Annotated in this window: 26 protein-coding genes; 10 read left to right on the top strand and 16 right to left on the bottom strand. The window is 61.0% G+C overall.

Features of this window, described 5'->3' with window-relative positions:
• Nucleotides 1-82: 82 nt before the first annotated feature.
• From AC1DON_RS01710 to cysS, 6 genes are all read right to left on the bottom strand, one after another.
• Complete coding sequence (locus tag AC1DON_RS01710) at nucleotides 83-1084, bottom strand: glycosyltransferase family 2 protein (RefSeq protein ID WP_476932998.1); 1002 nt, start codon at nucleotides 1082-1084, stop codon at nucleotides 83-85.
• A 14-nt stretch (nucleotides 1085-1098) separates the two neighbouring features.
• Nucleotides 1099-3084, bottom strand: a complete 1986-nt coding sequence (gene thrS / locus AC1DON_RS01705; protein ID WP_476933470.1) for a threonine--tRNA ligase — start codon at nucleotides 3082-3084, stop codon at nucleotides 1099-1101.
• A gap of 102 nt (nucleotides 3085-3186) precedes the next feature.
• Nucleotides 3187-3432: a membrane protein insertion efficiency factor YidD gene (gene yidD / locus AC1DON_RS01700; protein WP_476932997.1), complete on the bottom strand. Its 246-nt coding sequence runs from the start codon at nucleotides 3430-3432 to the stop codon at nucleotides 3187-3189.
• Between the two features lie 214 nt (nucleotides 3433-3646).
• Nucleotides 3647-4084: an iron-sulfur cluster assembly scaffold protein gene (locus tag AC1DON_RS01695; RefSeq protein ID WP_476932996.1), complete on the bottom strand. Its 438-nt coding sequence runs from the start codon at nucleotides 4082-4084 to the stop codon at nucleotides 3647-3649.
• A gap of 42 nt (nucleotides 4085-4126) precedes the next feature.
• On the bottom strand, nucleotides 4127-4684 hold the full coding sequence (locus tag AC1DON_RS01690; protein ID WP_476932995.1) for an SRPBCC family protein: 558 nt from the start codon (nucleotides 4682-4684) through the stop codon (nucleotides 4127-4129).
• Between the two features lies 1 nt (nucleotide 4685).
• A complete protein-coding gene (gene cysS, locus AC1DON_RS01685; RefSeq protein ID WP_476932994.1) occupies nucleotides 4686-6083 on the bottom strand; it encodes a cysteine--tRNA ligase in 1398 nt (465 codons plus the stop codon).
• Between the two features lie 232 nt (nucleotides 6084-6315).
• Here cysS and folE point away from each other — a divergent pair, with 232 nt between their 5' ends.
• On the top strand, nucleotides 6316-6957 hold the full coding sequence (folE, locus tag AC1DON_RS01680) for a GTP cyclohydrolase I FolE (protein ID WP_476933469.1): 642 nt from the start codon (nucleotides 6316-6318) through the stop codon (nucleotides 6955-6957).
• A 279-nt stretch (nucleotides 6958-7236) separates the two neighbouring features.
• Nucleotides 7237-7671, top strand: a complete 435-nt coding sequence (locus AC1DON_RS01675; protein ID WP_476932993.1) for an ExbD/TolR family protein — start codon at nucleotides 7237-7239, stop codon at nucleotides 7669-7671.
• 116 nt (nucleotides 7672-7787) lie between these two features.
• Here AC1DON_RS01675 and AC1DON_RS01670 read toward each other — a convergent pair whose 3' ends face one another.
• The 4 genes from AC1DON_RS01670 to AC1DON_RS01655 form a co-directional block, all read right to left on the bottom strand.
• A complete protein-coding gene (locus AC1DON_RS01670) occupies nucleotides 7788-8672 on the bottom strand; it encodes a DUF4349 domain-containing protein (RefSeq protein WP_476932992.1) in 885 nt (294 codons plus the stop codon).
• 124 nt (nucleotides 8673-8796) lie between these two features.
• Nucleotides 8797-8988, bottom strand: a complete 192-nt coding sequence (locus AC1DON_RS01665; RefSeq protein WP_476932991.1) for a type II toxin-antitoxin system antitoxin — start codon at nucleotides 8986-8988, stop codon at nucleotides 8797-8799.
• Nucleotides 8988-9881, bottom strand: coding sequence for an SPFH domain-containing protein (locus AC1DON_RS01660; RefSeq protein WP_476932990.1), 894 nt, complete (start codon nucleotides 9879-9881; stop codon nucleotides 8988-8990). The genes AC1DON_RS01665 and AC1DON_RS01660 overlap by 1 nt, the downstream gene beginning before the upstream one ends.
• A complete protein-coding gene (locus AC1DON_RS01655; protein ID WP_476932989.1) occupies nucleotides 9882-10073 on the bottom strand; it encodes a hypothetical protein in 192 nt (63 codons plus the stop codon). It lies immediately after the preceding gene.
• Nucleotides 10074-10266: 193 nt separating this feature from the next.
• Here AC1DON_RS01655 and AC1DON_RS01650 point away from each other — a divergent pair, with 193 nt between their 5' ends.
• The 4 genes from AC1DON_RS01650 to rpoH all read left to right on the top strand — a co-directional run bounded on the left by AC1DON_RS01650 (nucleotide 10267) and on the right by rpoH (nucleotide 13375).
• The gene (locus AC1DON_RS01650; RefSeq protein ID WP_476932988.1) at nucleotides 10267-10695 is read left to right on the top strand and encodes a biopolymer transporter ExbD; all 429 of its coding nucleotides are present in this window, start codon (nucleotides 10267-10269) and stop codon (nucleotides 10693-10695) included.
• Nucleotides 10695-11057 carry an ExbD/TolR family protein gene (locus tag AC1DON_RS01645; protein WP_476932987.1) on the top strand — a complete coding sequence of 121 codons (363 nt, stop codon included), beginning with the start codon at nucleotides 10695-10697 and terminating at the stop codon, nucleotides 11055-11057. Before AC1DON_RS01650 ends, AC1DON_RS01645 begins: the two co-directional genes overlap by 1 nt.
• A gap of 36 nt (nucleotides 11058-11093) precedes the next feature.
• Nucleotides 11094-12098 (top strand): RluA family pseudouridine synthase, encoded by a 1005-nt coding sequence (locus tag AC1DON_RS01640; protein ID WP_476932986.1) that lies wholly within the window; start codon nucleotides 11094-11096, stop codon nucleotides 12096-12098.
• 407 nt (nucleotides 12099-12505) lie between these two features.
• On the top strand, nucleotides 12506-13375 hold the full coding sequence (gene rpoH / locus AC1DON_RS01635) for an RNA polymerase sigma factor RpoH (protein WP_476933468.1): 870 nt from the start codon (nucleotides 12506-12508) through the stop codon (nucleotides 13373-13375).
• Between the two features lie 53 nt (nucleotides 13376-13428).
• Here the strand turns inward: rpoH and AC1DON_RS01630 are convergent, their stop codons facing one another.
• The 3 genes from AC1DON_RS01630 to AC1DON_RS01620 all read right to left on the bottom strand — a co-directional run bounded on the left by AC1DON_RS01630 (nucleotide 13429) and on the right by AC1DON_RS01620 (nucleotide 17000).
• Nucleotides 13429-14247, bottom strand: coding sequence for a response regulator (locus AC1DON_RS01630; RefSeq protein WP_476932985.1), 819 nt, complete (start codon nucleotides 14245-14247; stop codon nucleotides 13429-13431).
• A 159-nt stretch (nucleotides 14248-14406) separates the two neighbouring features.
• Nucleotides 14407-15696 carry an adenylosuccinate synthase gene (locus tag AC1DON_RS01625; protein ID WP_476932984.1) on the bottom strand — a complete coding sequence of 430 codons (1290 nt, stop codon included), beginning with the start codon at nucleotides 15694-15696 and terminating at the stop codon, nucleotides 14407-14409.
• Nucleotides 15697-15815: 119 nt separating this feature from the next.
• Nucleotides 15816-17000 carry a phosphoserine transaminase gene (locus AC1DON_RS01620; RefSeq protein ID WP_476932983.1) on the bottom strand — a complete coding sequence of 395 codons (1185 nt, stop codon included), beginning with the start codon at nucleotides 16998-17000 and terminating at the stop codon, nucleotides 15816-15818.
• 252 nt (nucleotides 17001-17252) lie between these two features.
• Between AC1DON_RS01620 and AC1DON_RS01615 the strand changes: the two genes are divergently transcribed.
• Both AC1DON_RS01615 and AC1DON_RS01610 read left to right on the top strand, forming a co-directional pair.
• Nucleotides 17253-17681: a hypothetical protein gene (locus tag AC1DON_RS01615; protein ID WP_476932982.1), complete on the top strand. Its 429-nt coding sequence runs from the start codon at nucleotides 17253-17255 to the stop codon at nucleotides 17679-17681.
• 238 nt (nucleotides 17682-17919) lie between these two features.
• Nucleotides 17920-18312, top strand: a complete 393-nt coding sequence (locus AC1DON_RS01610; protein WP_476932981.1) for a hypothetical protein — start codon at nucleotides 17920-17922, stop codon at nucleotides 18310-18312.
• Nucleotides 18313-18377: 65 nt separating this feature from the next.
• On the opposite strand, the gene thiD is transcribed toward AC1DON_RS01610, so the two are convergent.
• Nucleotides 18378-19157, bottom strand: a complete 780-nt coding sequence (gene thiD / locus AC1DON_RS01605; protein ID WP_476932980.1) for a bifunctional hydroxymethylpyrimidine kinase/phosphomethylpyrimidine kinase — start codon at nucleotides 19155-19157, stop codon at nucleotides 18378-18380.
• Nucleotides 19158-19243: 86 nt separating this feature from the next.
• Between thiD and AC1DON_RS01600 the strand changes: the two genes are divergently transcribed.
• Nucleotides 19244-19504, top strand: a complete 261-nt coding sequence (locus AC1DON_RS01600) for a DUF1653 domain-containing protein (protein WP_476932979.1) — start codon at nucleotides 19244-19246, stop codon at nucleotides 19502-19504.
• The gene (locus AC1DON_RS01595) at nucleotides 19501-19863 is read left to right on the top strand and encodes a hypothetical protein (RefSeq protein ID WP_476932978.1); all 363 of its coding nucleotides are present in this window, start codon (nucleotides 19501-19503) and stop codon (nucleotides 19861-19863) included. Before AC1DON_RS01600 ends, AC1DON_RS01595 begins: the two co-directional genes overlap by 4 nt.
• Here AC1DON_RS01595 and folP read toward each other — a convergent pair.
• Both folP and AC1DON_RS01585 read right to left on the bottom strand, forming a co-directional pair.
• The gene (gene folP, locus AC1DON_RS01590) at nucleotides 19860-20693 is read right to left on the bottom strand and encodes a dihydropteroate synthase (protein ID WP_476932977.1); all 834 of its coding nucleotides are present in this window, start codon (nucleotides 20691-20693) and stop codon (nucleotides 19860-19862) included. The two genes, AC1DON_RS01595 and folP, sit on opposite strands and share 4 nt — an antisense overlap.
• Nucleotides 20690-21559 (bottom strand): NAD(P)-dependent oxidoreductase, encoded by an 870-nt coding sequence (locus AC1DON_RS01585; RefSeq protein ID WP_476932976.1) that lies wholly within the window; start codon nucleotides 21557-21559, stop codon nucleotides 20690-20692. Before AC1DON_RS01585 ends, folP begins: the two co-directional genes overlap by 4 nt.
• Nucleotides 21560-21584 lie beyond the last annotated feature (25 nt).

Genomic DNA, 21584 nt, shown 5'->3' with positions numbered 1-21584 from the left:
TCCAGGTTCCGCGAACGAACCCAAAAACAGCTAAGCCGCGCATTCGCGCGGCTTTGTTTCATTGAATGGAAGACAGCAACCCTTATTCGGCCGGGATTTTGTCGTCATCGCGCAGGCGCGGGCGCATCGAGGCACGCGCCACCGAAACGCCAAGAATGAACGGGCTGAGCGCCAGGACGTAAATCTTGCGCCATAGCGTGTCCGCGCGCTTGCGGAAATAATAGACCAAGCCCACGCCCTTGTTCCACTCGACGAACACCGGCTCGGCGCGCGAGGTCTGGCCTTCGTGCACGACTTCGGCCTCAGGATGGAACAGCACTGAGCCACCCATCTCGCGCGCCCGCCAGCACAGGTCGACATCTTCGACATGCAGGAAGAAGCGGGCGTCAAAGCCTTTAAGCCTGGCAAAATCGTTGCGCGAGACGATAAAACAAGCGCCTGAAATGGTCGGCACCGAAATCGGGGTGTCCGGAAGAACGTCGCCTTCCAGATGGATTTCGTATTTGCGCAGACTTTTGAAAATCTGACTGAGGTGCAGAAGGCTGACCAAGGTGGTGATCGGCGTGACTTCACCGCGCCGCGCACCGCGCTGCTCGGTCATATCAGGATTGAGAAGACGCGCACCAACGATGCAGGGCGACGCCTGCCCCTTGGCGGCCTCAACCAGCTTGTCGATGCAGCCTGGCAGCAACTGGGCATCCGGATTGAGGAAGACTAGCCACGGCTGGTTGGCCAGGTGCGCTCCCAGATTGGCCGCCTTGGCGAAACCGATATTGCCCTGCCCCTGGACAAGCAGGATATGGTCATAGGCTTCGCTTAAAGACCGCAGGCGCTCCGCTATAGCCGACGGCGAACCGTTGTCGATGATGATGAACTGCTCGACACGCGGGTCCTTCAGGACCGCCTCAATGCTTTCAAAGAGAATTTTGCCGGTATGGTAGACGATCATAATGACCGTAACGCCACCCGCCGGATTGTCATAAAGCGTCATGTCGAGATTCGACATGAATACGCGCGCTTCTCCCGCCTCCAGCTTGCGCGAGGCTAGCAGTTCCGAGATCGAAGACGGCAAATTGTGGTTCATGACAAGGCTCCCCCCTATGCCATTGGTTCTAAGGCAACAGACTCCTCGGTACGCGAATACTGTGACACATCCGTGTCGCTACGTAGATCAGGTGGCAAGGCGTCGCTGTGTAAACGCTGCGCAGCCTCATAAAGATTCAATGTGGTTTGCCCCTCCCCTCCCAGGAATCGCAGCGCCACTTCGCCGGTTTCGGCTTCCTTGCGACCTACGACCGCAATCACCGGAACCTTCTTTACGGAATGCTCTCGCACCTTATAGTTGATTTTCTCGTTACGCAAATCCGTTTCGACGCGTAGTCCACGTGAACGGAATTCCGCAGCGACTTTTTCGGCATAATCGTTGGCGTCCGAGGTAATCGGCGCGACGACGACCTGAACCGGCGACAGCCATAGCGGGAACTTGCCGCCATAGTTTTCGATCATGATGCCAATAAATCGCTCGAACGACCCCAGGATCGCGCGGTGCAGCATGACCGGGCGCTGACGCGAACCGTCTTCGGCGACATATTCGGCGTCGAGGCGTTCCGGCAGGACGTAGTCGAGCTGCAGCGTGCCACAGGTCCATTCGCGGCCGATGGCGTCCTTGACGATGAAGTCGAGCTTGGGGGCATAGAAGGCGCCGTCGCCCTCGGCGATGACGGGTTCGACACCGGCCTGCTTGGCGGCTTCGGCCAACATGCCTTCGGCCTTATCCCAGAATTCGTCGCTGCCGGCGCGGGTTTCGGGCCGGGTCGCCAGGTTGATCCGGGCTGTTTCCATCCCGAGATCACCATGGATAATCTTGGTCAGGCGGACAAAGCGCGCCGTCTCATCGACGATCTGGTCTTCGCGGCAGAAGATGTGGGCGTCGTCCTGGGTGAAGCCGCGCACGCGCATCAGGCCGTGCAGCGAGCCCGACGGCTCATAGCGGTGGCAGGCGCCGAACTCGGCCATGCGAATCGGCAGTTCACGATACGAGCGCAGGCCGACATTGAAAATCTGGACGTGGCCCGGGCAGTTCATCGGCTTCAGCGACAGGGTTTCGCCTTCGACTGTCTCACAGACGAACATGTTCGGGCGATACTTCTCCCAATGGCCGGACTTTTCCCAGAAGGAGCGGTCGAGCACCTGCGGCGTCTTGACCTCGACATAGCCGGCAGCATCGAGACGGCGGCGCATATAGGCTTCGAGCGTGCGCCACAGCTGCCAGCCCTTGGGGTGCCAGAAGACCATGCCCCGGCCCTCTTCCTGCATATGGAACAGGTCCATCAGGCGCCCCAGCTTGCGGTGGTCGCGCTTTTCGGCCTCTTCCAGGCGCGTGACGTAGGCTTCCAGCTCTGCGTCGGTTGTCCAGACAGTGCCATAGATGCGCTGGAGCTGGGCGTTACGGTGATCGCCGCGCCAGTAGGCGCCGGCCAGCTTGGTCAGCTTGAACGCCTTGCCGGTAAATTTGGACGACGGCAGGTGCGGCCCGCGGCACAGGTCCTTCCACGTGTCGCCGTGACGGTAGACAGTGATGGTCTCGGTGCCTGGCAGGTCGCGGATGATCTCGGCCTTGTAGGTCTCGCCGATCTCTTCGAAATGCCTGATGGCGTCGTCGCGGTCCCAGACCTCGCGCACGATCTTTTCGTCGCGATCAACGATTTCGCGCATCTTGGCTTCGATCTTCGGCAGGTCGTCCAGGCTGAACGGCTCTTCGCGCGCAAAATCGTAATAGAAACCGTCTTCGATCGACGGGCCGATGGTGACCTGCGTGCCAGGGAACAGTTCCTGCACAGCCTCGGCCAGGATGTGAGCAGCGTCGTGACGTATAACGTCCAGCGCCTCGGGCGCCTCGCGCGTCAGGATTTCCAGCTTGCCGCCGGCTTCCAACGGCCGGTCGAGGTCCAGCAGTTCACCGTTGAGCTTGATCAGGATGGCCTTCTTGGCCAATGACTTGGACAGACTCTCAGCCACCGCCCGCCCGGTTGTTCCCGTTTCAAAGGCACGTACCGCGCCATCGGGAAAGGTCAGGTCGATCATACCAGCAGCCGACATAGTCTTTATCTCTCAATTGGCGACCTATAGCCCTTACCGCAGGCTTCATCGCTCAGTTCGTTGAGGCTGAACACCGCCAAGACGCTTTCAGTCCTTGTGTCCCACGTCTTTCGGCGGGACTGGGTCGTAGCCGAAACCACCCCCGGGGCGGCACCGGCAGATTCGCTTTACACCCATCCACGACCCCGACAGCGGGCCGTATTCGATAAGCGCGTCAGCCATGTACTCCGAACAGGTGGGCCGGAAACGGCATGCCTGCCCGATATAGGGCGACAGTATGAGCTTATAAGCCCGCAAAGCACCGCGAACACTGCGCTCATATAGTCGAGTCATGGGCGTCAAGACCACAAAATGGGCCCCGTGGTCAAGCCAACCCTCATTTCGCAACTGCGAATAAAACCTAATTCCCAAAGAATAGCAAGTAATGCGCAACTGCGGCTCGATGCTTATTCTCCTGGCCGTTGTAAAACGGGCACATGACGGTGCGTTGTAGCCGGTTTTTAAAATCCATGATGCGGGTGTCAAAATGAGAGGGAAGCGACCAGGCTCAACTGGCCACGCTGGCCTGAGCCGCGGTGACGGCCTCGCAGGTCGCCTCCAGCGCCAGCAGTGTCGAGGCGTGGCGGGCCGGATAGTCCTTCACGCCGCTCAGGATCTGCAGGTCGGCGAAGCGTTCAGGGAACCCCACCACCTCCCCCTTCAACAGGCCGCGCAAGGCGTCCCGCGCGGCGAACACTTCCGGGACCGCAGCGCCCACGACGTGCTGCGACAGGATGGCGGCTGCGGCCTGACCCAGCGCGCAGGCCTGAACCTCCATGGCAAAGTCGCTGACGGCGTCGCTGTCCAGCCGGACCTCGACGTGAACCGTCGAGCCACACAGCTTGGCGACCCGATCGGCCGCCCCTTGCGGGTCGTTTAGCCGGCCCAGATGCTGGAGCTGCGTCGTGCGGCGCAGGATTTCACGGGAGTAGAGTTCGTCGATCATGGCGCATACATAGGAGAGACAAGGCCGGAAAGGTAGACCGCGCTACTTTCCCTTTTTGCGGCCCCACATGTGCGGCATTTCGACAGCGCGCGGCGGCGGCCCCAGGTTCGGTTTCTTGGGCTCGGGCGGCGGCAGGTGGGCACGGCGCTTGGTTGGCCCATCGGCATAGGCCTTTTCGGCCCTCGCCTTCACGGCCTCGGCAAAAAGCGCGAAGCCGACCTTGAGGAACTTAGCGTAACGGCGGCCTTCGCGTTCCGACAGGAAGCCGCTGAACAGCGCCCCGACTGAAAAGGACGAGCCGATATCCGACAGGGCGTCCATTTCGAAATAGCGGACCAGTTGGCCTTCGTAGAATTTCTTCGGTACAGCGATATGGATGTGCGACAGTGGCTGCCAGTCGGCAAGCACCCCCGTGATCTCCCAAGTGCCCAGCCCCTCATAATATTCTTCGAAGGCGATCGGTGCACCAAAGCTCAACTGCCCGGAGGCCTTTTTGTGGATCGGGCTCCATTCGGGCCACTTTTCGATGTCGGCAATGACGTCATAGACATCGTCGACAGGCGCTGCGACGCCGATACGGTATTCGATCTTGTAAGACATGTTACGCCCCCACCTTTAGCTTCCACGTCGGCCCTGTCGGACTGTCCATCACCTCGACGCCCAGTTCATCGAGCGCTTTACGGATGCGGTCAGCTTCGGGCCAGTTCTTTGCGGCGCGCGCCGCCGTGCGTTCCACCAGCAGGCCTTCGACTTGCGCCGTCAAATCATCACCGGCGCCCGCCTTGAACCAGGCATCGGCGTCACCCTGAAGCAAGCCCAGCACCCGGCCGGCAGCCAGCAGGGCCGATTTGGCGCCAGTGCGCGCGGCATCGTCGCCTGCGGTTTCGATGGCGCGCGCCAGGCTCGACAGCTCGGCCAGGGCGCGCGGCGTGTTCAGGTCGTCACACAGGGCCTCAAGCACCGCCGGCGAGACCTCCGAATCCACCACCGGAAGATCCTTTACCTTGCGCAGCGTGCCGTAAAGCCCGTCGAGGCGCGCCCGCGTCTGGGCGATCAGGTCACCGGTCCAGTCGAGCGGCCCGCGATAATGCGCCGACAGCAGGGCCAGACGGATGACCTCACCCGGCACCTCCTTGATCAGCTCATGCACCAGCTTCACATTGCCCAGGCTCTTCGACATCTTCTCGGCGTCCATGGTCAGGAAGCCGTTGTGCATCCAGTAGCGGGCGTACTGCGCGTCATGGCCGTGGCTGTGCTGGGCGCACAGGCCTTGCGCGATCTCGTTTTCGTGGTGCGGGAAGATCAGGTCGTGGCCGCCGCCGTGAATGTCGATCGGCAGGCCGAGATTGGCCTCGATCATGGCCGAGCATTCGATATGCCAGCCAGGACGCCCTGCGCCCCACGGGCTGTCCCACACGGGTTCGCCCGGTTTAGAGGGCTTCCACAGGACGAAATCCTGCGGATTGCGCTTATAGGGGGCGACGTCGACGCGGGCGCCGGCGATCATGTCGTCGACCGAGCGGTTCGACAGCGCGCCGTAGCCCTTGAACGATTCGACGTCGAACAGGACGTGACCCTCAGCGGCATAGGCGTGGCCATTGGCGACGATGTCGGCGATCTGCCTGACGATCGCGTCCATATTGTGGGTGACGCGCGGCTCCAGCGTCGGTCGCAGCGCGCCCAGGGTCGCCATATCCGCATTGTATATGTCGGCGAAACGGTTGGTGATGACGTCGATCTCTACGCCCTGGTCCATCGCCGCCTTGTTGATCTTGTCATCAACGTCGGTGATGTTGCGGGCATAGACGACGTGGTCCTGGCCATAGAGCTGACGCAGCAGCCGGAACAGCACGTCGAAGACGACGACCGGGCGTGCATTGCCGATATGGGCATAGGAATAGACAGTCGGCCCGCAGACGTACAGGGTAACCCGTGACGGGTCCCGTGGCGTGAATTCGACCTTTTCGCGCGTCAGCGTGTCGTGAATATGCAGTTTCATCTGGGAATTTGGTTGAAATGACCGGGTATCGTCCCATATAGACGCCGTCAGGTCTTTGCACCACGTTTATGTTTGCGCGTGATGATCCAAATAGCGCCTTACACGTATGCAAATGCTGTCAGTTTCCGGCCGTGGCCGGGAGCATGACCGTTAGTACATGAGGGATGCCACGCGTCATTTCCGGAACCGTCGTTCCGGCGCTACTCGGCCCTCTGGGGATTATATATTGAATATGGACAGCCTCGATCCGGTCTCGGCAGAAAATCTGCTCAACAGCTCGCGTCCGAAGAGCATCACCACCTTTACCAACCGCCCCAGCAAGGAAGACGCCATGGCTGCCGTGCGCACCCTGTTGGCCTGGGCGGGCGACAATCCGGACCGCGAGGGCCTGCTCGATACGCCGAAGCGCGTCGTCGAAGCGTATGACGAATGGTTCCAGGGCTATACGGCCGATCCGGCCAAGGAGCTGTCGCGGACCTTCGAAGACGTCCAGGGCTATGACGATATGGTCCTGCTGCGTGAAATCGACGTCGAATCGCATTGCGAACACCATATGGCGCCCTTCCTCGGCAAGGCATATGTCGCCTATATGCCGACCGACAAGGTGGTCGGCATCTCCAAGATCGCCCGCGTCGTCGAAATCTTCGCCAAGCGTCTCCAGACGCAGGAAACGATGACCAAGCAGATCGCCGACGCCATCGAAACCTCGCTGGCGCCGCTGGGCGTGGCCGTCCTGATCGATGCCGAACACCAGTGCATGTCGACACGCGGCGTCCACCACAAGCACGTCACGACGATCACCACGCGCTTCACTGGCGTCTTCAAGACCGATCCGTCGCTGCAGGACCGATTCCTCAAGCTGGCCCATAAATAGGCTCCAAAGCCCGCTACATCCCTGACGCGACCGCGCGGCCGGCAACTCGCCTGCCGCGCGGTGTCGTTTCATGACGGCTTTTTGAAATATCTTAATCTCTATCCCTTATGGCTGCTTTTCAACGGCTTTAGCCTTTACAACGGGCGAGGATTTGGCCTAAATCGTTCCTAACGGTTTTGTAAGGATGCGATTTGTTGCGTGTCCTCACGGCCGATGGCATAATTTCTTAACGCCGCCTGCTCCCGACGCAGGCCTGGGCGTATCAGAGGGAGTTGACATATGGGCGCAAAGCTCGGTGGTGGTGGTGGCGGTCGTTATACCGTTACGCAGAATTCGGACATCAACGTGACGCCGTTCGTGGACGTCATGCTCGTGCTCCTCATCATCTTCATGGTGTCCATCCCGACCGCGACCGTGTCGATCAAGCTCGACCTGCCGCCGGCGAAGGCACCTCCTACGGCCGAAAAGAAGAAGGATCCGATCTTCATCTCGGTTATGGGCAAGGAAGACATCTATGTTGGCCCGAACAAGGTCACGCTGGAACAACTGCCTGACGCCGTCCTGGCCGCCCTGCAATCGCCGACGCCTTATGAAGAGCGCGTCCTGATCCGCGGCGACAAGGACATCGAATACGGTGACTTCGTTTCGGTCCTGAACACGCTGCAACAGAACGGCTTCACCAAGGTCGGTCTGATCAACGAAGACATGGACTAAGATTTTCCGGATACGGAATTCAAAACCCCGGCAGGGTCTCCTGCCGGGGTTTTTTATGCGAGAATCAGGCCGGTGACGTTTTCGATGACCACCGGCGCTATCACCAGGGTGCGCGCTTAGACCTGCTCGGCAGGACGCGCCTTGGCTGACTTGCGTTGACGGCGCAACCACCAGACCAATGGCACAATCACCAGACCCAGCGGCGCCAGATAGCTGAACACCGTTACCATGATGGTCAGAACGGAGACGAAATTGGGTCCGATACCGCTGACTGCCTCGGTCAGGGGCGCCCAGGTGCCGCGTGAGGCTGCGGCCGTCGCCGTCGTATAGGTCAGGGTCAGTTTTGACATGGCCACGCGCTTCTTCATCGTGGCCACCGCCGTACGCCCGGCGTCGATATCGGACTGGATCGAGGCCAGTTCCTGTTTCAGGTCAATGACCTCAGACATCTTGCCCTTATGGGTGCGCAGCGTCGCCTGAAGGTTGTCACGCAAGGCAACCTGGTTGTTGATGTGCGCCTCCTGGTCGATGATCGACAGGCTGAGATCCTCGGTGGCAATCGACTGATGCTCGATCTTGCCGCCGATCGCCTTGAGCTCATTCGCCAGGGTCTTGCGGAACAGGCCGATCCACTGCGGTGACGCCCGCAGCACCAGGGTATGGCGCGCCGCCTCGCCCGAACGGCCACTTTCGGTGTCAAGCGACAGTATCTGGCAAACCGCCGGGCCAGCGACCGTGCAGGCCTCCTGATGACCTTCGACCATGCCATTCAGTTGCTTGTCCGGCGCACTCAGGTCGAAACTGTAGTCATAGGCCAGTTGCGGCAGGCTGGCCGGATCGACGCGCGTGGATGGCCCCGCCGTATCAGTGACGGCCTCGACCGCCGGCGCGGCCTCTTCGTGCAAGACGGCTTCTTCGGCCGCCTTTGGCGAACAGGCCGCCAGGTTCACAGAAACGCAAAGCACAGCCAGGGCAACGCATACAGAATAACGACGCGACATGGTCTCTCTCCCATTTGACGAGGCAGGCCCAATCGACCTGCCGCGTCATGTCGCGCCGAGATCACGGCATTTTCACGGCAATATCACAAACGCGTGATTATTTCGTGATCGCTTCGTCAGGAGACTAATCCTCCGGGTCTTCGCGCCTTCGTCTGGCAATATCGACCCTGATTCCCCGTTTCGCCATGGCCTCGCGGATCAAGACTTCGAGTTGTGAATTGGTCGAGCGCAGTTCGGTGGCGGCCAGGCGTTCGACCGCCTCCATCAGTTCGGGCGGCACCCGGAGCAGGAAGGACTTCTTGCCGGGCGACGCCATCAGCCGTACAGCGTGCCGGTATTGACGACCGGCTGGGCCTCACGATCAGCGCACAGCACCACCAGCAGGTTCGACACCATCGCCGCCTTGCGCTCCTCGTCGAGATCGACAACGCCGCGGCTCGACAACTGCTCCAGTGCCATCTCGACCATGCCGACGGCGCCGGCGACGATCTTCTGGCGGGCGGCAATGACGGCTTCGGCCTGCTGACGCTTGAGCATCGAGCCGGCGATTTCCGGCGCGTAGGCCAGGTGCATCAGGTGGGTTTCATCGATCGCAATGCCCGCCACATCGGCCCGCGCCTGCAGGTCGCGCTTCAGGCGCTCGCCGACTATTTCGGCGTCGTCGCGTAAGGTAGGCTCCCCCTCTTCGCCGTGATCGTAGGCATATTGCCTTGCCGTTTCGCGCAGCGCAGTCTCGATCTGGATATTGATGAAGGCGGCATAGTCATCGACATCGAAGAGCGCACGCGCCGTGTCGGAAACCCGCCACACGACATTGGCAGCGATTTCGATCGGGTTGCCGCGTTGGTCATTGACCTTCAAAGCCTCGCTCGTGACGTTGCGCACCCGCAAGGACACCTTCTTGCGCTCATACCAGAACGGCACCCAGCGCAGGCCGGTCGTCCGGTCCGTGCCCTTGTAATTGCCGAACAGGATGACAGCGACCGCCTGGTTGGGCTGGATGGCGTAGAAGCCGCACAGAATCAGCACGGTCGTAATCGCCATAAGAACGGTGATCAGGATACCCGCCTTTCCAAGCAGGATTGGACCGGCAATAGCCGCACCAATTGTAATCAACGGCATCAGCAGCCACATCCCGCCGCCGCTGCCGACACTACCGACCTCCTGGGTCCGGTTGATGGTTTGATCATTCACAGCAAGCGTTCCCATCTAGACCTCCATCTCTTTCACGACACACCCCTGCCCCATCACCTTGGGGCGAATGTTCAGGATACGGTGTTGCTTCTGCCGGCGGAGCAGTACGCTGTGCGTGATATATCCCCCCTCACTTGAACTGGAGTAGTTGATAATCTCCCAGCCCTGCGCCACGAGCGCACTCAACGGTTTGTTTTCTTCATCCATGGTCCAGCCCTCCGAAATATATATCAAAGTGATATCACTTTTGACACATATGTCAATAGGCACGGCGTACTCAGTTGCGCAAAGCAAATAACGGTGTCATGCTGCCTTTGCCGCACCCGACGCGGCAGTCGCACGCTGTGGGGAGGCGCCGAAACCTTTCCACACGTGCCTTTATCAGGAAAGGAAACATCCAATGGGCGCAAGGCTCAGTGGAAGCGGCGGCGCAAGCCGCTATACCGTAACCCAAAACTCCGAGATCAATGTCACGCCGTTCGTCGACATCATGCTGGTGCTCTTGATCATCTTCATGGTGTCGATCCCGACGGCGACGACGGCGATCAAGATCGACATGCCGCCTGCCGATGGCAGACAGGCGGGCAAGGATCCCGTCTTCATCTCGGTCATGGGGCCGGGCGAGATCTATATCGCCGGCAACCGCACCTCGCTGGCGCAGATGGACGCCGATCTGCGCGCCGCCCTGCGGTCACAAGACCCGCATGCGGAGCGCGTACTGGTACGGGGCGACAAGGACATCGCCTATGAGGACTTCCTCAGTGTTCTGAACGCGCTGAAACAATCAGGCTACACCAAGGTCGCCCTGGTCAACGAGGATATGGAGTAATGCGTCTTCGCAGCCTGATGGTCATTGCCGCCGCTTTGGTCCTGTCAGGCTGCGATGTTCCGGGTTCCCCCACAACTGTGCGGCTGGAAGAGGCCAACAGCAGCGTTGCTTCCGACATCGTGTTTCTGGAAATGATCTCGGCGCGTGAGATCAAGCTCGGTGAAAAGATCACTACGCCGGAGAAGCTCCTTGGGAACCTGAAAGCAGAATTGGGAGATCGAAAGCCTGAAGACGTGCGTATTCTGATCAAGCCAAATCCCGGCGTGTCCTACGAGGGTTTTGTGGTGGTCCTCAAAATCTTGCAGGACGCAGGCTATACCCGCATAGGCATAATCAATTCTGAGCTAACTTCTGAGCAATAGCTTGGCTTTCATCGCTTTATTGCTTATCAGGCAGCGATGAGTGAAGACGACATCGATATTGACGACGCCGAAGACAATGGCGAATGGCTGACGGCCGAAGTGCCGGCGGATGAGGCCGGCGACCGGCTGGATCGCGTCCTGACCGCGCACTTTCCGGAATTGTCGCGCGCCCGCCTCCAGGCCCTGATCGCGGAAGGCCGGCTGAGCTTCGAGGGCGCGGTCGTCGCCGATGGCAAGCACAAGGCCAAGGCCGGCGCGTACAGCCTGTTCGTCCCCGCTCCGGTCGATGCCGTGCCCCTGGCGCAGGATATTCCCCTCGACATCCTTTATGAGGATGCGCACCTCATCGTCATCAACAAGGCCGCCGGCATGTCGGTTCACCCCGGCGCCGGCATTCCCGATGGCACCCTGGTCAATGCCCTTCTGCATCACTGCGGCAACAGCCTGGCCGGTATAGGCGGCGTGCTGCGCCCCGGTATCGTCCACCGCCTCGACAAGGACACGTCGGGCGTCATGGTCGCCGCCAAGTCGGATGCCGCGCACAGGGGGCTGTCGGCCCTGTTCGCCAAGCACGACATCGACCGCGAATACCGCACCGTCGTTCGCGGCACGCCGCGCAAGGTCGAAGACACGGTCACCACGCGCATTGGCCGGTCGAACGGCGACCGCAAGAAGATGGCGGTCCTGCGCGGCACGGGTGGCCGTGAGGCGGTTACCCACTATGAAGTCCAGGAAATCTACGGGCACGGCAAGCCGGTAGCCTCGCTGATCAAATGCCGCCTGGAAACCGGCCGTACGCACCAGATCCGCGTCCACATGGCCCATATCGGCTGTCCGTGCCTGGGCGACCCCGTCTATGGTTCCGGCGCCGCTTCCCGCGACGTCCAGGCCCTGCTGTCGGACATCGGCTTCGACCGCCAGGCACTGCATGCGGCCGTGCTGGGCTTCGTCCACCCGGTCACCGGCGAGAAACTGCGGTTCAAGGCAGGCCTGCCCGAAGACATGCAGACCCTGGTCGACATATTGCGGACGGATTTCTGAGATATAAGTTGGCAATCCCGAAGCCACGCCCACTGCCGACATTATTGTGCGCTGCACTCACTTAAGTGTGATGCCGCATCTGTTGCCACGGCTGGAGCGTAACAGGCACAATAGGCGCCCGGGTAGATTACCGTAATTTAATGCGGACTCGCAAATAAATTTGCGAAATCGCACAAAATCCGCGTTTACCCCTCTTTTATTTCTAAAACGCGTACCCACATCGAGTGCTGTTGCCGGCCATGAGCATGGTCGCCTCCTGCGCTCCCCCTCGCAGTCGAAGGCACCTGCTCATGACCGACACGTCTCCTTTTTCCGATCGCCCTGGGCTGGGTGAACCGGAATCCCGACAAGAAAGCGAAACGCAGATGAGCACGTCTTTAGCTGTAAGCAACTTTTCGTCCGCCAATATGCCGGCTATGTCGCCGGACGGCGGCCTGAACCGCTATCTGTCGGAAATCCGCAAGTTCCCGATGCTGGCCAAGGACGAAGAGTTCATGCTGGCCAAGAGCTGGCAGGAACACCAGGATCCCAAGGCGGCCCACCGCCTGGTCACCTCGCACCTGCGCCTGGTCGCCAAGATCGCCATGGGCTATCGCGGCTACGGATTGCCGGTCGGCGAAGTCATCTCCGAAGGCAATGTCGGCCTGATGCAGGCCGTAAAGAAGTTCGATCCGGACCGCGGCTTCCGCCTGGCGACCTACGCCATGTGGTGGATCAAGGCTTCGATCCAGGAATACGTCCTGCGGTCGTGGTCGCTGGTCAAGATGGGCACCACCGCCGCGCAGAAGAAGCTGTTCTTCAACCTGCGCAAGGTGAAGTCCGAAATCTCGGCGCTGGAAGAAGGCGACCTGCGCCAGGAGCACGTCGAACAGATCGCCACCAAGCTGGGCGTATCTGAACAGGACGTCGTCAACATGAACCGCCGCATGTCTTCGGCCGACTCGTCGCTGAACGCGCCACTGCGTGCTTCGGAAGGCGAATCGGAATGGCAGGACTGGCTGGTCGACGACAAGCAGTTGTCGCAGGAAACCGTGCTGGCCGACAACGAAGAGTACGACCAGCGCATGACCCTGATGAAGGCCGCCATGGGTGAACTGAACGCGCGCGAAAAGGAAATCCTGACCGAGCGCCGCCTGAAGGACAATCCGACGACGTTGGAAGACCTGGCGGAACGTTTCGGCGTGTCGCGTGAACGCGTCCGCCAGATCGAGGTTCGCGCCTTCGAAAAACTGCAGAAGGCCATGGTGAGCGCCAACGCGGCAATGACCCCGGCCTAACAACAGCCACAACGATAAAAAGCCGGTCCTCGCAGGCCGGCTTTTTTTTATGCCTATGCTGCCCGGCCGCTGGTTATTAGCTCGGCCTCTGAGGGCACCGCCGCCGCTAGGCCAAGGCAGGTCATCATTTCGGCCACACGCGGCGCTAGCGACTCCTTCGACACCGCCTTGGCGCGGATGTCCTGGATGACGGCCGAGACGGCATTGAGGAAGCGCGAGTCCTTGATCGCCTTGCAGGCCGGGACGATGATGGCCATCTGCGTCATGATCGTCTGCATCGTGCCTTGCGCGTCGCTTTCGAAACCTTCGAGCGAAGCCTTGAGCAGACGCACGGCTTCCTCGACGGCGATACGGTTGTCGCCTTCATTCTTGCGCTTCTTCTTGCCTTTGAACTCGCCGGCATTGAAGCTGCGACGGTCGGGACCGGTATAGGTTTCCACGGCGATCCATTCGCGCGGCTTGAACAGAACGTTCTGCAGACGTTTGGTCAGGTCCTGCCAGGCAAAGGGCTTGGCCAGCATTTCGTGGATGCCGGCATTTTTTGCTTCACCCAGCTCCGCCGGTGTCAGATTGGCCTTGAGCATGATTACCGGTACCGTCTTGCAAGCCAGGTCGCTGCGGCGCAGGGACTTGCAGAAGTCGATGCCGTCGATGCTCTGGGCACGGTATTCGGTCAGGATCAGTTGCGGATCGAGATTGCGGCACAGGGCCAAAGCCCGCCGATCGTCCGTTTCCACGGCGATATTGTCAGCCCCCAACACCCGCAGCATGTCGGCCAGCATGCGGGCATAGGCCTGATTTCCCTCGATAATCAGGACGCGTTTCAGGCTGTTGCGCAGCTTGGCTTGCAAGCGGGGATCAAGATTAATCATGGCAACTCTGGCACCCGGACTCAGTAAACACTTCGTCCAGCATGGCAGGGTTTGATAAAAATAGCGTGATCAGGCGTAGTTAATGAGCGCTTGATACAATGGTCAAACCCTAAGCCATAAAGGTTTCTCATTGCAACGCCCGCCAGGTGAGCCGCTACCTTAGTCCTGAAACGGATCTCGCATGAGAATGGTGTCGTCTCGCTCAGGCGAGGTTGAAAGAAGCGCGACCGGCGCGCCGATCAGCTCCTCGATACGGCGGACATATTTCACGGCATTGCCTGGCAGGTCCTTCCACGAGCGCGCGCCCTGCGTGCTCTCGCTCCAGCCTTCCATTTCCTCATAGATCGGTTCGATGCCCTGCTGCGCCTTGAAGCCGGCGGGCAGATAGTCGAGCACCTTGTCGCCGACCTTGTAACCGACGCAGACCTTGATCGTCTCGATGCCGTCGAGGATGTCGAGCTTGGTCAGGGCGATGCCGTCGATGCCGTTGATGGCGATCGACTGGCGCGCCAGCACGGCATCGAGCCAGCCAACGCGGCGAGCGCGGCCGGTAACCGTACCGAACTCATGGCCGCGCGTGGCGATGCCCTGGCCGATCTCGTCGAACAGCTCGGTCGGGAACGGACCGGAACCGACGCGCGTCGTATAGGCCTTGAGGATGCCCAGCACGTAACCGACGCTCTTCGGGCCCATGCCCGAGCCGGCCGCGGCCTGGCCGGCGACGGTGTTGGACGAGGTGACGAACGGATAGGTGCCGTGGTCGATGTCGAGCAGCGCGCCTTGTGCGCCTTCGAACAGGATGCGCTTGCCTTCTGACTTGGCCTTGTCGAGCACGTACCACACCGGCTTGATGAACGGCAGCAGGCGAGGCGCCATTTCTTTCAGCTTGGCTACCAGCGCGGCAACATCGACGTCCGGCAGGCCCAGGCCCTGGCGCAGGGCGTTGTGGTGCGTCAACAGGCGGTCGATCTTGCCTTCGAGCGCGTCCAGGTCTTCCAGGTCGGCGACGCGGATGGCGCGACGACCAACCTTGTCTTCGTAAGCCGGACCGATACCGCGGCCGGTCGTGCCGATCTTGCTGGCCCCAGCAGCGTTTTCACGCGCGATGTCCAGTTCGGAGTGGATCGGCAGGATCAGACAGGCATTGTCGGCAAGAACCAGCAGCTCAGGCGTGATCTTCAGGCCCTGCGCCTCGACGCGGGCGATTTCGTCGAACAGCGCCCACGGGTCGATGACCACGCCATTGCCCACGATCGACAGCTTGCCCTGGACGACGCCCGACGGCAGCAGGCTCAGCTTATAGACCTTGCCATCGACGACCAGGGTATGACCGGCGTTATGACCGCCCTGAAAACGCACGACGACATCGGCGCGATTGGACAGCCAGTCAACAAGCTTGCCCTTGCCTTCGTCGCCCCATTGGGCGCCGATCACGGTCACATTTGCCAAGAGAATTCTCCGTACTCGGTCACAGGCGCAAAAAGGCGCGGACCACAAACGGTGGCACCCTATAGAGCAGGAATCACGGCTTGTAACCCCTTAAGTTTCATCAAAGTGAAACAAAAAGGCTAGGCCACCTCCAGCACCGCCATTGCCTCGGCATAGGCCCATTCCAGCCACGGCGTCAGCGCTTCGATATCGTCGACCTCGACCGTGCAGCCGCACCAGATGCGCAAACCCGGCGGCGCATGGCGATAGCCAACCACGTCGTAAGCGACGCCTTCGGCCTCAAGCAGCGCACCGATCTTGGCAGCCAGCCTGGCTTGATCCTCGGCCGGGCGCGCGACGATTTCAGGGGCGGAAAACTTCAGGCACACCGAGGTCGTCGACCGCGTATCGACGGCTTCGGCGACAAAATCGATCCACGCCGTTGCCTCGACCCACTCCGCCAAGGCGGCGGAACTGCGGTCACAGCGGTGGATGAGCGCTTCGAGCCCGCCCTCGTTGATGGCCCAGCGCAGGGCGTCGAGATAGTCCTCGATGACCAGGAAGGAGAAGGTGTTGATGGCGTCGCCGCCAAGAATCTTCATGTCGGCGCTGCCCTTGGCCTTCAGGCGCAGAACCTTGGGGATCGGCCGGCCGCTGTCGAAGGTGTTCAGCCGCTCGACAGCCTTAGGCGACATGACCAGCACGCCGATGCCGGCCTCGCCGCCCAGCGCTTTCTGGAACGAAAAGGTCACGACGTCGAGCTTCGGCCACGGCAGTTCCATACAAAAAGCCGCTGAAGTCGCATCGCACAGGATCAAGCCCTGATGATTCTCAGGAATGAACGAATCATCGCGCACGCGTACACCTGAAGTCGTACCGTTCCACGGAAAGACGATGTCGGCTTCGGGGCTGATCTTCGTCAGGTCCGGCAACTGGCCATAGGGTGCCGACAGCACTTCGGCGTCCAGTTTCAGGTGATTGACGGCGTCATCGGCCCACAGCTGACCGAAGCTTTCATAGCTCAAGAGCTGGACCTTGCGTGGCCCCAGGAGGTTCCACATGGCGGCTTCAAACGCCCCGGTGTCGGACCCCGGCGTCATGAAGACCTGATAGTCGTCAGGAATCTGCAGGATCGACCGCGTCAGTTCCAGCGCCTGGTTCAGCCGGCCCACCGTCGCCTTGGAGCGGTTAGAGCGTCCCACCGGGGCATTGGCCAGGGCCTGCGGGCTCCAGCCAGGGCGCTTCGACGTCGGGCCCGACGAAAACCACGGACGTTCCGGCGCGCGCGGCGGCTTGGAACTGGACGGGCTGGCGGGATGCGGCATGGAGGCCTCCGATGGGTAACAAAATCCCCTGCCCTATGCGCCACGGAAGCGCACGCGGCAAGGCATTTTTCGTGCGGCAAGGCGTCGCCTCAGCTTAACGGTCACCCGGAAATTTCCGCCGCGAAATGAACCGAAAATGAACCGCACCGTTCAGCTTGGGCTCAGGTGCCAGGTGTTTAAATGGCTTCATCGCTGAGAGACCAGCGAAATCAATCTCCCCGATAACCGGGACTAGTACGAAGGAGACCGACCATGAAAAAGACCCTGATTGCGATTGCCGCCCTGACCGCCGCTGCGACTGGTATTATGGCTCCTGCCATGGCTCTTGCCGATACCCGTGGCGCTGCTATCGTCCACGTCAGCAACGACCGCTGGGATCACAACCGCCGCGACGACCGCGCCGAATACCGCCTGGATGGCCGCATCGAGGCCCTTTACGATCGCATCCGTATGGGCCGCCGCAGCGGCGACATCAGCCGCCGCGAAGCTGAGCGTCTGTTCAGCCGCCTGGACAGCATCTCCGCCGAGCGCAAGCGCGCAGAACGTACGGGCCGTGGCCTGTCGCCCCGCGAAGTCGCCGCCCTTAGCGATCGTCTTGACCGCCTGGCGCGTGAAGTCCGCTACGAGCGCAACGACAATAATGACCGCCGCGGCGGTGGCTACGACGACCGCCGCTGGTAACAGTTGAACATTACTACCGCAGGGCGCGATCCGGAAATGGGTCGCGCCCTTTTTCTTATCGGATCAGCAGGATAAGAAATTGTTTTCTTACGGCTTTCCATGATGAAATATCTCTGCCGCAATGTTGCCGTGTCCATGATCCGAACATGAACCACGGCCTCAGGAACGGCTCAGGGGCACCGTGTTTAACTGTCATTATCGCTGATGACAGCGACACCCGAACCTAAGGAGAATGACCATGTTCACCAAGACCACCCTCAAGTCGCTGATCGCCGTCGCCGCTGTCGGCGTCACCCTGACCGGCATGTCGGCTACCGCCCAGCCGCGTCACGGCAATGATCACCGCAGCGATCACCAGACTTATGACCGTCGCGCCGACCGCCAGATCGAAGCCCGTATTGATAATATTCAAGAACGTATTGAAGATGGCCGACACGCCAAGCGCATCAGCTACCGCGAAGCCAAGCGCCTTAATACGCGTCTTGAAGGCGTTATCGACCTGGCACGTGGCTATATGCGGACCGGCCGCGGCATCGACAGCCGTGAAAAGGCGACACTGAACGCCCGCCTCGATCAACTGTCCGCCGAAGTTCGCTACGAGCGTGCCGACCGCGACAATCGCCGCGGCTAACAGTCTTTTCAAATCCAACCAAAGGCGCGGAACTCCGGTTCTGCGCTTTTTGCTTTGTTGGAAGATTACAGAAGCCAGTTATGCCGCAACGGCCCGTGGCCTTCACCCAGGTGCGGCGCCATGGCGATCGCGCCATAGAGATAGTCCCGCGCCATCTCGATCGTTTCCGTCAGCGCCCGCCCTTGCTGGTTCAGCGTCGCGCAGGCGCTGGCCAGGGTACAGCCCGTGCCGTGGGTGTGGATGGTGTCGATGCGTTGCGAGACGAAGCGATGCTCCTCATCGCGCGTGAACAGGATATCGACCACTTCGGGGCCGCGCAGGTGCCCGCCCTTGATCAGCACGGCCTTGGCGCCCATGCGCAGGATCATCTCGCCGGCGCGGCGCATGCCGTCTTCATCGACGACATCCGTGCCGGTGATCGCCGACGCTTCCGGTGTATTGGGCGTCAACAGGTCAGCGTGCGGAAGCATCAGGGCCTTCAACGCATCGATGGCGCTCTCCTGCATCAGGGCGTGGCCGCCCTTGGCCACCATGACCGGATCGACGACCTTGAAGGCGCTGCTGGCCAGCAGGATTTCCGACACGGCCTCAAGCGTTCCGATGTCGGCCAGCATACCCGTTTTGATTGCATCGGCGCCGATATCGCTAAGGCAGGCCTGCGCCTGCGCCGTAATAAAAGACGGCGGGATGCCCATCACGTCAGTGACCCCAAGCGTGTTCTGCACGGTCAAGGCGGTGATCGCCGTCATGGCGTAGCCGCCCAGCATGGTAACCGTCTTGATGTCGGCCTGGATGCCCGCGCCGCCGCCCGAATCCGAACCGGCGATAATCAGAACTCTATGCATGAAGATCCTCAAGGGGACGTTGTCACGGCTGCCCAAATCGGCGCATAGTGGCGCCAAGTCCCCTCACGTCCATTTAGGAGGCAGCCATGGCGCTGGCAACCTCATTTTACCAAAGCGCCATCCCGCGCGGCCTGTACCGGCACTATAAAAACAAGCTGTACGAGGTCTTCGGCACGGTGACCCATTCCGAAAGCGAAGAGGTGCTGGTCCTGTACGCCCCCCTCGAACAGCAAGAAGGCTCCGCGCGGCTATGGGTGCGGCCGCTTGGCATGTTCTCCGAAACGGTCGCGACGTCCGACGGTGAGGTGCCGCGCTTTGCCTATGTCGGCGGAGGCGCAGTCGCATGAGCCAGAAGCCCGATCCCCACGCCCGCTGGAACGAGCTGGTGCCCGAAGCCTTCGCCGATAAGAACCATCCGATTCTGCGGGCCATGCGCGGTACGCTGATCCTGGTGCGGCTGAACCAGATCGACGCCAATGACGAGATGCTGTCGTGTGAAATCCTGGCCGGGCGGCTGGTTCGCGCCAATCGCTCGGAAGGCTTTGTCCTGTCGCTGGTCGGCAAGAAGTCGGGCGAGGAACTGTTCCTGCCGCTGGTGCCGGCGGCGTTCAACATGATCGAGCGGGGGCGTTATCAGCTATCCTGCGGCACCATCGTACACAATCCGGATTTTCTCGGCGCGTTCGATATCTATCAACAGAATTAGTTCAAGGCCTGCCAAACCGTTAGCGCCTGCCGCATCTCGGCGACGTCGTGCACGCGAACCATCTGCGCACCATTGGCGATGGCGTGGAGATGCACAGCAATCGTAGCCCCCAGCCGGTGTTCGGCGTCCGAGGCCACGGCCCCTTCCCGCTCCTCCAGTGCCGCGATAAAGCGTTTGCGTGACGCTGCCATCAGCAGCGGGAAGCCATGGCTGGCCAACCGTTTTGTAGCGGCGATCAGCGCCAGATTATGATCAAGCGTCTTGCCGAAGCCGATGCCCGGATCGATCCAGATGCGGTCGCGCGCCACGCCGGCGCGGATGGCGACTTCGGCGCGTTCCAGCAGGTAGGATTCGACCTCGGCGACCACGTCTTCGTACCACGGGTTGGACTGCATGGTGCGCGGCTCACCGCGCATATGCATCAGGATGATATCGCCATTCAGACGCGCTGCCGCTTCCAGAGATTCGGAACTATGCGTCAGAGCCGTAACGTCATTCCAGACGCAAGCCCCTGCCTTGAAAGCCTCTTCCGCCACTTCGGGTTTCAGGGAATCGATACTGACCGGTCCATCCCATTCATTGGCGATGGCCTGGATGAGCGGCACAACACGGTCGATCTCTTCCGAAAGCGTTACGGGCTGCGCGCCGGGACGGGTCGATTCCCCGCCAATATCGAGAACGTCAGCGCCGTCGCTGATCAGTTGCCGGGCGTGGTCGAGCGCCGCCTGAAAGCCGAACCACCTGCCGCCGTCGGAGAAGCTGTCGGGCGTGACATTGACCACGCCCATGATCAGCGGCCCCTTTTTGGCGGCAAGGTCGCGCAGGCTCATTTCAGGCCGGCGTCCTTGAACGCCAGCGCGGACAGGGCCGTCAGGTCGAGGTGGCCGCTACCCTCGGCTACCAGTCGCGCCAGCCGGTCTTGCAGCAGGTCGCCCAGAGGCATCGGGACGGCCAGACCATCGGCGGCAGCGCCGACCAGGCGCATATCCTTGGCGCCGAGCACTGCGGCAAAACCCGCCGGTTCGAAAGTCTGTGAGGCGATCAGGGCGCCGTAATTCTTGTAGATCAGCGAGCCGAAGAGAGTCGAGGTCAGGAAGTCGAGGAACTTCGTATTGTCCGCACCGCCCTTGGCCACCAGCGCCATGGCTTCGCCGAGCGATTCGGTCACCGATATGATCAGGAAGTTGCCGGCCAGCTTGACCAGATTGGCCGCCGACGGTGTGTCGCCGAACAGCTCCACCTTCTGGCCGATCGCATTGAGCAAGGGCATGACGTGGTCCATAGCCTCGGGCGCCCCCGCCGCCGCGATAAACAGCTTCGCCTCGGCCGCGGCTGCGGGCCGGCCGAAGACCGGCGCGGAGACAAAGTGCTGCCCCTTATCAGCGTGCGCCTGCGTCAGCTTTTCGGCGAGTGCGACGCTGATCGTGCTCAGAGAGATATGGATACCACCATCGACCAGACTGGCCAGAATATCATCCGCCACGCCTTCGACGGCTGCGTCGTCGGCCAGCATGGTGAAGACAACCTCTGCCTTGCTGGCGTCGGCGGGCGTGACGGCATGGATCGCACCCTTGGCAACCAGCGCCTCAGCCTTTTCCGGAGATCGGTTCCAGACGGCAACCTCATGTCCAGCCTTGATCAGGTTCGGCGCAATCGCCGCGCCCATATTTCCAAGTCCCAGGAAACCTATTTTCATCACGGACTCCTTAAGCGCTTTCCAA

The sequence above is a fragment of the Asticcacaulis sp. P4_H10 genome, assembly GCF_056400965.1.
Note: the sequence above shows the minus strand (reverse complement) of the source record. Positions and strands in the feature narration are given on the sequence as shown.